Raw genomic sequence first — 10,670 nt, 5'->3', positions numbered from 1 at the left:
CGGCCCGGCCGATCGCCGCAGCGAGCACGGCCTGCGCCGCCTACCATCGCCTGCCGCCGCCGCGCTTTGCCGCCGACGCCTATGCCAAGGCGGTGGAAGCGCTTGTCCGCGCGGAAGGCATCGAACTCGTTATCCCGACCTGCGAGGAAGTCTTTTATCTCGGTCGTCTCTGGCAGCACCGCGCCATGCCGGCCCGCCTCTTCGCACCCGAGATGGCGATGCTCGCCCGCGTTCACGACAAGCATGCCTTCATCCGGCTGGCGCAGAGCCTTGGGCTCGACGTGCCGGAAACGATACTGCTGCAAAGCGAGGCCGATCTCGACGGCGTTCGTGGCCAATCGCGCGAATTGGTGTTCAAACCTGTGTGGTCACGTTTTGCCCGTGACGTACTGCTGCGGCCATCGCCGGACGAACTCGACGCCGTCCGCCCCTCGCCCGCCGCTCCTTGGGTGGCGCAGCGCTACATCGCCGGTGAAGAGATCAGCGCCTATGCGGTGGCGGTCGAGGGTGAACTCAAAGCGCTGGCGCTCTACTGTTCGCTCTATCGCGCCGGCATGGGCGCCGGCATCTGTTTCGAGCCAGTCGGGGATGCGGCTGCCCGGCGCTTCGTCGAAACCTTCGTCGCCGGCGCCGGCTGGACCGGCCAGATCTCCTTCGACCTGATGCGCGAGAATAACGGCACGGTGCTGCCACTGGAGTGCAATCCGCGCGCCGTGAGCGGCCTGCACTTCTTTCGCGATCCGCGGCGCTTCGCCGACGCGGTCCTGGAGGATGGCGCCGAGGTGAAGCCCGACGTGACGGCGCCGCAGACGGTGAGGCTTGCGATGTGGATCTACGGGATGCCGGCGGCACTGCGCTCCGGTGGTCTCGGCAGTTTTCGCCAGGCGATGCACGATGCCGATGAGCTGCTCGACTGGCCGGGCGACCCCGCGCCGAAGCGGGCGCAGTGGCGCACGCTGGCCGAGATCGCCGGCACAGCACTGCGCCAGCGCATCAGCCTTCAGGCTGCGTCGACGCGCGATATCGAGTGGAATGGGCCGGAGCAGGACTAGTCGAGTTGAAGCGGAACTTCCCGTTTTCAGCTGAGTGCGTAAGTCCTGCTAAGGTTGCCTAAACGGGATTAACTGGCTTTGCGGACAATTGCAGGCCAAGCGCCTTGGTTACGCCCAGCAATGTACTGAGGCGCGGATCGCCCTTTTCGCTCAGCGCCTTGTAGAGTGCCTCTCGGGTCACGCCGGCGTCCTTCGCTATGCTTGTCATGCCGCGGGCGCGCGCGACAATGCCGAGGGCGTGCGCAATATAAGTCGCGTCCCCGGTCTCGAACGCATCAGCGAGCAGTTCGGCTTGAGACTCAGCATCATCAAGATATTCGGCGGCGTCGAATGGTGTGGTTCTGAGGGTCATATCAAACTTCCTTTGCCATTTTCCTGGCTTTTCCGATGTCCCTGTCCTGCGAGCCTTTGTCACCGCCGCAGAGCAGGATAATGACCGTGTTGCCGCGCCGGACGAAGTACACGCGGTATCCCGGACCGTAATCTACGCGCAATTCTCCTATGCCATCGAAGAACTTGGCGTCTCCCAACAGCCCAGCCTGAACGCGGACAATCCGTTGGGTGATCTTCTTTACGGCGCGAATGTCCGTGAGCCCTCTGAGCCATTTTCGGAATTCGTCAGTGGATCGAACTTCGATCATCCGTGAACTATAACTTACAGCAGAACTGGAATCAAGTGCCGTGAACTTTAGATTACAACTCGATTTGGTGCACCCGCGGCTCTGCCGCCGCCGGTGGCATCTTGCCGTCGATGATCGCCGCTATGTCGCGGCGCAGGAAATCCAGCGGGCCGATCGCCGGCTGAACCTGCGGCGATATACGGGCGTTGTCGCTGGCCGATTTCAGCACACGGCGATCCTGCTGCAGGGCAAAGGCAAAGAGCGGCCGGAAAGCAAGCGCCTTGAGTTCGCCGAACAGGCCCTGTCGCGGGCCGATCAGCCAGCCGACGCCTTCGACGGTCCGTTCGTCCGCCTGACGCAAATGGAAAGTGGTCGCCAGCGCCAAGCCGCCCTTGCCCCAATATTCGAGTTCGACGATGCCGGGATGGCGGTAGCGGCCGATGGTCTTGGCGCGCTCGCCTTCCAGCAGCCGGCTGACCAGCCCCTGTTGGCGGTCCTCGCCGGTGTAGCAGCTTTCGACCCAGCCCTTGCCGCCGGTCACCTCGACGCGCACGAGATGGCGCTTTGCGGTCAGGCCGCGCAGGACACCCTTGTGGGTGAAGTGGGTGTGAGTGGCGTCGAGAATGTTCTCGGCGGCGTCGAGCACCGTCGATCGCGCCGAGCTTCGCACCCGCTTCACGACGACATCCTTGCCTTGCATGCAATGGAGATAGGGCTCGCCCTCAGGCGTGCCTGCCGAGACGAAGACGACGCCGTCGCGCTCGATCGCGCTGTAGCGGCGGATACGGTAATGCGGGACGTCGCCGACATGGCCGGGAATGGCGGTGCAGCGCCCTTCCCCATTGTAGCGCCAGCCATGATAGGGACATTCGATCTCGCCACCGACGACCTTGCCGGTCGAGAGTTCGACCAGGCGGTGAGCGCAGCGGTCGAAGAGGGCGGCAATGCCTTTCGCCGAGCGGAACAGCACCAGTGGCGCGCCGTCGAACAGGATGCGCTTCGGCTTGGCTTTGATGTCGGCAGACCGCATCACCGCCTGCCAATAGTCTTTGTCTTTCTGCTGCCGGGTGTCGCTCAAAGTTCAAATCTCCTGAGCAGGGGAATGCCGATCTTCGCGAGCACAAATTCCATGATCCGCACCGCCATGCGTTGGCGGCGCGGCAGATNAGTTCAGACGTGTGCTCTTCCGATCTATTCCATGATCCGCACCGCCATGCGTTGGCGGCGCGGCAGATGGGCAGCATAGACGGCGTTGTATTCCACCGTCGCCACGGCGCCGCGCAAGCGTTTGAAGGCGGCGGCACCGGCGCTCATGTTGAAGAACAGGCTGTGCGCCATCGCATGATCCTGCGCCAGCGCCATCATCATGCGGTAAAGGCCTTCGCTCACCGGGAGGCCGGTGTCGTAGCCGACGATGGGCTGCGTCAGTGTCCTGCCGTTCTGAGACAAAGCGGCGACGGCGACCAGTTCACCGCCGGGACGACGCAGGCCTGCCAGTTGCAGGATGCCGCGACGGTGCGTCTCGCCGATATAGCGGGCCGTGTAGTGCGGGTTGAGCGGCGTGTATTTGTCGAGATAGAGCATCCGGTAGAGCGCTTCGGCGCGCGCATAGTCGGCCTCGGTGAAGTCGCCATTGCCGACCTGCTCGAAAGGCGTCGTGGGCAGCCGCTTGCGGTCGCGCTTCATGTCGTTGGTCATGGCCGAACCGTCGCCTGCGAAGATGTAGATCTGCCGCGCCGCCAGCATTCGAAAACCCTCCGCCTTCAGCGCTGCGATTGTCGAGGGATCGGCGATCTCGTTCAGGGAGCGGATGAAAACAGCGCGATCTGGAAAACGCGCGGTGAGATCGTCGCGCATCGCCGCGACCGCGTTGCGATCGAGCAGCGGCACCGGATTGGTCGAATAGAGCCAGTTGTTGACCTGAACCTGATGGTCAAGGCCGCTCATCCTGACCAGCGGCGCGCACAGGCCGATCAGCATCCGCATCGTTTTTTGCAGCAAGGGCGAGGAGACGAAATTGCGGGTCTCGTCGATGGCATAGTCGATATAGGCGCTGGACGGGCAGCAGATATAGCAGTTCGGCGCTTCGCTTCTGTCGTTCAGCGTCAGCGGAAAGGAGCGGCCGGCGATCTCGAAGGTTTCGACAGCCACTGTCAGATTGCGCACGAGGTCGCGCACCGGCACCTCGTTGAAAAGCTGAACGAAGGCTTCGACCTCACGCGGGCTGTTTTCTACCCGGTTCGTCTGATCGAGTGGCAACATAGCGAGCCGGTTCATGATGCCGCTCCCAGGTGGCATTCGACCCGACGCAGTTTGCGGCCGGTCTCCAACGGCAGGTCCCTGCGAACAAGGCTGACCGAAGCTGTCGCCTGGCGCGCCGCCAGCAAATTGCGCACGGCCTGATGGGCAGCGGTGGCGGCTTCGTCGGCAAGCCCGGGGGCCAGGCTGAGTTCGATTGCATCTTCAGCGGTCTGGACCAGGCGGAAATCGTCGATGCGCCGGTCGGCCTTGAGCACCGCATTGCGTAGTATGTCGGGCGTGACGAGGAGCTGCCCGTGCGGCGAGGCGAGCCGGAAAGCGTCGTCCATGCGGCCGACGATCTCGTCCAGCGTGCGCAGCGGCGAGCCGCAGCGGCATGGCTTTTCCGACAGCCGCAGCAGATCGTTCATCCGGTAGCGCGCCATGATCTGGGTCCGGCGGCGAAAGGCGGTGATCAGCGGCATGACCAGGCCGTCGCCGGCCGGTTCGAACTCGAAGAACACCGAATCCTCGGCCAGATGCAGCCCGCCCTGGCGGCAGGTGACGGCGAACAGCCCTTCGGTCGCCATGTAGATCTGGTCGACCTGACCACCAAAGAATGCCTCGATGACCGGCCGGTCAACCGGGTCGAGCGTTTCGGCGGCGCTGAAGACACGCTGCGGCTTGAGCCGAAAACCCTCGGCCGCGAAGTGCCGCAGTATCTTCGGTGGCGCGATGATCACCGTCGGCGCGAAATCTTCGAGAGCGCCGCGCCAGCTCTCCGGACCGCGCGTCAGATCGAAGAAGCGCAGGTCGATACGCCGCGATTTGCGCGCGCTATCGTAGAGCCCGGTGTTTTGCGGCAGGATCACCGCAACGCGCTGCCGGCGCCAGAGCAGATCGGGCACGGCTTTGGCCAGGATGGTGCCCAGCCAGCGGTATTTTTCCGCCTCGGAAATGACGAACAGGCCACGATTGCCCGACGTGCCGGTGCTGGAGCCGACAGTCAGCTCGCCAATGCGGCTATCGCCGGCCTGCGCCTTCCAGGCCTCGGCGGCCGAGACGCCATGAATGTTGAAGCGCTCGAAATTGCCCATCAGCGTCGCCTTGTCGGTCACCGGCAGATCGCCGAGATGACGCGGCGTCTTGCCGTAGAACGGCGCGCGCGGCAGGTCGCGGCCGAGAAAGCGGCGCAAGGCATGACCTTGCCAGCGTTCGAAATTCTCACGGCTCTTGCGCGAGAGCCATTGCGTCAACACAAACGAACGGGCCGCTTCCGTCGGCCCGTTCATGCGCTCTCTCCGGCCAGATCGTAGGCCGTCACCGCCGGATCATGACAAAGAACAACCTCGCCGCCGGTCGCCAGAAACCGGCGCAACATTACGCTGGTCGGCTCGATCGCGGCGGCATCCTCGGCCAGCAGGGTTGCCGGCAGACCGGGAGTTCGGTTTTCGACAAGGGCCGCGAACAACCATTGCGCGTCGACGGCGTAGAGCAGCGGCCGCTCCAGATTTGGGAACGAAAGGCCGAACTGGCCATCGGCATGGCCGGGCAGACCGACTGCGATGACGCTGCCGTCGCCGAACAGATCGGCGCCGCCCGGTACGCCGCCACGCGGCTCGACCTGCCGCTTCGACGACAGCCCGTCGAGTCGGGCCTCGAAGTCAGACGGGAACAGTTCCTTGAAGACGCCATGGCGCAGATTCTGCAGGGAAGTCTTGGCCTTCGCCCGCGCCCAGGCGGTGTCATTGGCGATAAGCCGAGCGTTGGGAAACAGCGACAGGCCCGACATGTGGTCGGCATGGAAATGCGTGACGATGACGGTGCGCACATCCTGCAAAGACAGGCCGAAGCGCGCCAGTACCGCGAGCGGCTGCTCGGCTTCGTTGAGCTGGGGCCGGAGGATCGCACTGTAAAGACGCAGCGCCGTGCTGCGCCCACTGCCTTGTGTCACATGCGGCGTGTAGCCGGTGTCGATCAGGACGGGGCCGGCCCGCGGATGCATGATCAGGCCGTAGCGGACACGTAGCCTGACCTTCGCCCAGCTGCCGCCGCGCAGGATCAGGCGCTCGGCTGCGCCGACAGAGGCGCTGTTGGCGAAGACGATCTTCACGCTGCCCCCCTGCTTTCCATCGCCTTGCCGAATGTGCGATCGAGCCCTTCCTCGAACGACACTTTCGGCGCCCAGCCGAGGATGCGGCCTGCCTTGGAAAGATCGAGGCTCTGCGCATAGGCGAACAGGCCAAGACCGTAGCGCGTCACCGGCGGTTCCGGGCGGCCGGGCAATATATTCGCTACCGTCTCCGCTATCCCGGCCGCCAGCATGGCGGGCCAGAGCGGCATTCTGCGCCAGCGCGGCTGCACGCCGGCGCGGGCGCAGGCCGCCTCGGCAACGCGGCGGACCGGCACCACTTCGCCGCCGCAGATGTTGAATATCTGTCACTNGAAACAGCGGCAGCGGGCGCTGCCGTGCCACCTGCAGCAGACGCGGCAGCAGCGTGCGGTCGCCGGGACCGTAGAGGCCGCGCGGCCGCAGCACCACCGGGCTGATCTCAGGCGCCGCCAGCACGATCTCCTCGGCCTGCCGCTTGGTGCGGGCATAGTGGTTGACCGGAGGGGGCAAGGCCGCATTCTCGGAAACTCCGAGCTGGTCGCGATAGGCGAAACAGACCGTCGGGCTGGAGATATGGACGAAGCGGCGCACGCCTTGCCCGCGCGCGAAATCGCTGAGGTTGCGGGTAGCTGTGACATTTGCCGTCTGGAAATCCGCCAACCTGCCGAAGGGCGCGGAAAGTGCCGCGCAGTGGATGATCGCATCGACGCCGTCGAGAGCGCGCGCGGCAGCTGCATCGAATGGTTGAGACAAATCGAGCCGAACGACCCGATGACCAGCGGCTTCGAGCGCCGCGCAGCGTTTGGCGTCCCTGCCAAGACCCAGCGCCGGTGTGCCCAGTGCAGCCAGCCGCGCCATGACATGCGCGCCGAGGAAGCCGCTAGCGCCGGTGACGAGGACGCGTCCCACGGTCATGCTTCCAGCGCCATGCCGCCGAACGACACGCCGGCCGAGGTGCCGAGGAACAGCACTTTGGCGCCGGGCACAATGCGTTGTTCGCGGCGCGCGACGTCGAGCGCAAAGGGGATGGAAGCTGCGATCTGATTGCCGTAGCGCGCCGCGATGTCGACGAGCTTTTCCCTGGCGAAGCCCGTCTGGCGCGCCATGTGGGCGAGCGCGAAAGGGCTTGCCTGATGCGGCACGACGAGGTCGACATCGTCGTGCCGCCAGCCGGCGCGATCGAGCAACTCCGCTACAAAGCCGTTGAAATGGCGTGACGTGACGCGAAACAGTTCCTTACCCTCCATGTGGAACAGGCTGTGGCGGGCAAATTCCTCAGGCTCACGATGAAAGTCGAACCGGGTGCCGCCGGAGCCGATGCTGCAGGCCGCATAGGCGGAAGGGTAGGTGCGCATCAGGTTGGCCGCGACTCGACCCTCGGCAGGGGCTGCCTGTTGCAGCACGGCGGCCGCCGCGCCATCGCCGAAGAGGGCCGCAATTTCCGGCTGGTCCTGCCACGGCAGCGCGCGCGAGGCGATTTCAGACGAGAACACCAGCGCCGTCCGGCATTGCCCGGCCTCGATCAGGCGCGACGCGGTCTCGAAGGCTGTGAGGAAGCCCAGGCAGGTGCTGTTGACGTCGAAAGCGGCCGCCGACCCATCGGCAAGGCCGAGGCGCTGCATGACCAGCGGCGCCGTCGACGGCAACGGCTGGTAAGGCACGCCGCAACCGCCGATGACCAGATCGACACTGCCTGCCTCAAGTTCGGCATCGGCAAGCGCCAGACGGGCTGCGGCACAAGCAAGGTCGACCTGCGATTCGGCCTCGCAGACATAGCGTTCGATGACGCCGGTCGCGGCCTCGAAATGTCCATCGCCAAACCCCAGCCGCGCATCGAGGGCGCGCGACGTCACGCATCGAGCCGGCACGGCCCGCCCGGTTCCGATGATCCTGATCCGCATTCTCAGCCCGCCCAATGAGCCTGCATCCAGTCAATCCATAAAACGGATCCAATGTGATGGCCATCATCAAGACGAATGCGTGGGAACTATGGAGCCTTCAGTGGATTGCGGCTAGAATCTCTCGCACGTATAAAGACCCGTACGGGGGCGATTATGGCCAGATCTTTTTTCCGCTTTATTTCTTCAATTTTTGGCGCGTCCGACGCCAGACAGGAAGGAAAAGCCGAGGCCAACAGAGCCAATACAGGGGGCTTGATCAGAGCCGAATGGCCCCATGACTATCAGTTCCTCTTTATCGAACCACCTGCGAACGAAGTCGCGGAAGCGTTGGACGGCTGGAAGTGGATCGGACTGGATGGCCTTGAACCAGCTGCGGTGTCAGCTTTCGGCGACATATTTTTCCGTGCCGGCGAGGGGTCGGTTCGTCATCTCGATATGCTCGACGGGAAATTGACCAGAATTGCGGGTCATTGGGCGGAATTTCAGGCCGACTTGCAGAATGAAGCGCGCCGCGACGAGTTGCTGCTGGCGGGCCTTGTCGTTGCCGCCCGAAAGAACGGACTGATTCCGGCAGCCGGCCAATGCTATGATTTCAAGAAGCCGCCGGTGCTTGGCGGCGAAATGAGTCTGCGAGAGATGGAAACGACGTTTTTCGTTGTGAAGGTGCATATCGCCGGCCAAATCCATCGGCAGGTGAAAGATCTCCCGCAGGGCGCGAAGATAAACAAGGTTACGATCAGCGACCGATAACGCGACTTACGCCTTGCGCTCCCAGCGACGGTCGGGCGTCTGCTGCCAGTAGGTGACAGCGTGGCCCGCTTCTTTCAACACCTTCCAATGCGTCCGCGCCCCTTCGACCTGGGCCGCGTCATGGCCGTCGAACAGGAACACGGCGCGTTCGTAGCCGGCGAGATCGGCGGGTGCGGCGCCATCGACGAGGAAGCGTATCTGCGCCTGGTTGGGGTTGGCGTCGCTCGTGGTGAGCAGGATTGGCTGTTCGGCCGGATGGGCTTCACGGTCGGTCGCGTGCGCGAGGAACGAATCGTCCCTGAATGTCCACAGATGCAGGTCGAGCGCATCGCGCCGCTCCTCGGTCCCTGTCTGCACCACGGCGCGCCAGCCGCGATCGACGCTGCGCTCGAGCAGGCCGGGAAGCGCATCCTCCAGCGTCGATTCGGTCAGGTGGTAGAACAGGACATCGGCCATTCCCTGCCTTATCCCTCGTAATTGTCGCGCACCAGCCGGTCGAGCAGCCTGACGCCGAAACCCGAGCCCCAGGACTGGTTGATCTCGCTCGGCGGAGAGCCCATCGCGGTGCCGGCGATGTCGAGATGCGCCCACGGCGTTTCCTTGACGAAGCGCTGCAGGAACTGCGCGGCGATGATGGCGCCGCCATAGCGGCCGCCGATGTTCTTCATGTCGGCGTTCTTGGAATCGATCAGCTTGTCGTATTCGGGCCCAAGCGGCATGCGCCACAGCCGCTCCTGACTCGCCTGGCCGGCCGCCGTCAACCTGTCCGAAAGTTCGTCATTGTTGGAGAACAGGCCGGCATAATGCTGGCCGAGCGCGACCATGATGGCGCCGGTCAGCGTCGCCAGATTGACCATGAATTTCGGCTGGAAGCGGTCGTTGCAATACCACAGCGCGTCGGCCAGAACGAGGCGTCCTTCGGCATCGGTGTTGAGCACCTCGATGGTCTGACCCGACATCGAGGTGACGATGTCGCCGGGGCGCTGGGCATGGCCGTCGACGGCATTTTCCACCAGCCCGACGATGCCGACGACATTGGCCTTGGCCTTGCGCGCGGCTAGCGCCTGAATGAGCCCGATGACGGCCGCGGCGCCGCCCATGTCGCCCTTCATGTCCTCCATGCCGGAAGCCGGTTTCATCGAATTGCCGCCGGTGTCGAAGGTGACGCCCTTGCCGACGAAGGCGACCGGTGCGTCCTTGGCCTTGCCGCCCTTCCATTGCATGACAGCCATCCGGGCGCCGCGTGGCGAGCCTTGCGCGACACCGAGGAGCGAGCCCATGCCGAGCTTCTTCATTTCCTTCTCGGTGAGGATTTCGACCTCGACGCCGAGCGCTTCCAGTTCCTTGGCGCGGGCGGCGAATTCGATCGGGCCGAGCGTATTGGCCGGTTCGTTGACAAGGTCGCGCGCCAGAAGCACGCCGTCGATGACCGCAACCTCGTCGGCGAAGGCCTTTTTCGCCGCGGCAGGATCGGCGGTGTGGATGGTCACCTTGACCGGTTTCTTCGGCTCGGCATCGTCCTTGTCTTTCCTGGTCTTGTATTTGTCGAAGGAGTAGCTGCGCAGAATGATGCCGGCGGCAAGGTTCGCCGCTTGCCTGCCGCCAATCTTTGCGCCCGGCACATCGAGGATGACGGCCACCTCCGCTGCCTTGCGCAGGGACGCGGCGATGGTGCCGCCAAGCTTCAGCCAGGCAAAGTCATCGAGGCCGGCGACCTTGCCGGCGCCGACCGCCACCAGTCGGTCGAGCGATGTTCCCTGCGGCGCCAGCACTTCGACGACACCGGCGAATTTTCCGGAAAACTCCGCCACCGGAAACGCCCGCGCCAGCGTTCCTGAGGGGTCGCAGGCCTTTGCCGGTTCGCCAAGACCACCATCGTCGGCCGCCAGCACGATGATGCTGCCCTTTTTGGGTGCGGCAAATTTGGCGAAGGCGATCAATGGTCTCAAAGTCATCAGGTCCTGCTTTCGGGAAACGGCTCAGATTTTCAGGAAAA

Annotated in this window: 10 protein-coding genes; 2 read left to right on the top strand and 8 right to left on the bottom strand. The window is 64.2% G+C overall.

The window, feature by feature from the left end; translation table 11 throughout:
- A partial coding sequence (locus X726_RS1000000171290) for a hypothetical protein (RefSeq protein ID WP_023672748.1) occupies positions 1-1,052 on the top strand: 1,052 nt, incomplete at its 5' end.
- Between the two features lie 58 nt (positions 1,053-1,110).
- Here the strand turns inward: X726_RS1000000171290 and X726_RS142375 are convergent.
- From X726_RS142375 to X726_RS142395, 6 genes are all read right to left on the bottom strand, one after another.
- On the bottom strand, positions 1,111-1,404 hold the full coding sequence (locus X726_RS142375; protein ID WP_023672747.1) for an addiction module antidote protein: 294 nt from the start codon (positions 1,402-1,404) through the stop codon (positions 1,111-1,113).
- Position 1,405: 1 nt separating this feature from the next.
- Positions 1,406-1,693 (bottom strand): type II toxin-antitoxin system RelE/ParE family toxin, encoded by a 288-nt coding sequence (locus X726_RS142380; protein ID WP_023672746.1) that lies wholly within the window; start codon positions 1,691-1,693, stop codon positions 1,406-1,408.
- A gap of 52 nt (positions 1,694-1,745) precedes the next feature.
- Positions 1,746-2,750: a Rieske (2Fe-2S) protein gene (locus tag X726_RS142385; RefSeq protein WP_023672745.1), complete on the bottom strand. Its 1,005-nt coding sequence runs from the start codon at positions 2,748-2,750 to the stop codon at positions 1,746-1,748.
- A 1,195-nt stretch (positions 2,751-3,945) separates the two neighbouring features.
- On the bottom strand, positions 3,946-5,202 hold the full coding sequence (locus X726_RS142390; RefSeq protein ID WP_023672743.1) for a F390 synthetase-related protein: 1,257 nt from the start codon (positions 5,200-5,202) through the stop codon (positions 3,946-3,948).
- Complete coding sequence (locus X726_RS1000000172005) at positions 5,199-6,938, bottom strand: NAD-dependent epimerase/dehydratase family protein (protein ID WP_023672742.1); 1,740 nt, start codon at positions 6,936-6,938, stop codon at positions 5,199-5,201. Before X726_RS1000000172005 ends, X726_RS142390 begins: the two co-directional genes overlap by 4 nt.
- Positions 6,935-7,876, bottom strand: a complete 942-nt coding sequence (locus X726_RS142395; RefSeq protein ID WP_245272166.1) for a 3-oxoacyl-[acyl-carrier-protein] synthase III C-terminal domain-containing protein — start codon at positions 7,874-7,876, stop codon at positions 6,935-6,937. Before X726_RS142395 ends, X726_RS1000000172005 begins: the two co-directional genes overlap by 4 nt.
- Before the next feature lie 201 nt (positions 7,877-8,077).
- Between X726_RS142395 and X726_RS142400 the strand changes: the two genes are divergently transcribed.
- Positions 8,078-8,674 (top strand): T6SS immunity protein Tdi1 domain-containing protein, encoded by a 597-nt coding sequence (locus X726_RS142400; RefSeq protein WP_023672740.1) that lies wholly within the window; start codon positions 8,078-8,080, stop codon positions 8,672-8,674.
- Between the two features lie 6 nt (positions 8,675-8,680).
- Here X726_RS142400 and X726_RS142405 read toward each other — a convergent pair whose 3' ends face one another.
- On the bottom strand, positions 8,681-9,130 hold the full coding sequence (locus tag X726_RS142405) for a DNA polymerase III subunit chi (protein WP_023672739.1): 450 nt from the start codon (positions 9,128-9,130) through the stop codon (positions 8,681-8,683).
- Positions 9,131-9,138: 8 nt separating this feature from the next.
- On the bottom strand, positions 9,139-10,629 hold the full coding sequence (locus X726_RS142410) for a leucyl aminopeptidase (RefSeq protein WP_023695590.1): 1,491 nt from the start codon (positions 10,627-10,629) through the stop codon (positions 9,139-9,141).
- Positions 10,630-10,670 lie beyond the last annotated feature (41 nt).

Origin of the sequence: Mesorhizobium sp. LSJC285A00, assembly GCF_000503155.1 — a bacterium.
Lineage (GTDB): Bacteria > Pseudomonadota > Alphaproteobacteria > Rhizobiales > Rhizobiaceae > Mesorhizobium.
The sequence above is the reverse complement of the archived record's forward strand: the minus strand, read 5'-3'. Positions and strand labels throughout refer to the sequence as shown.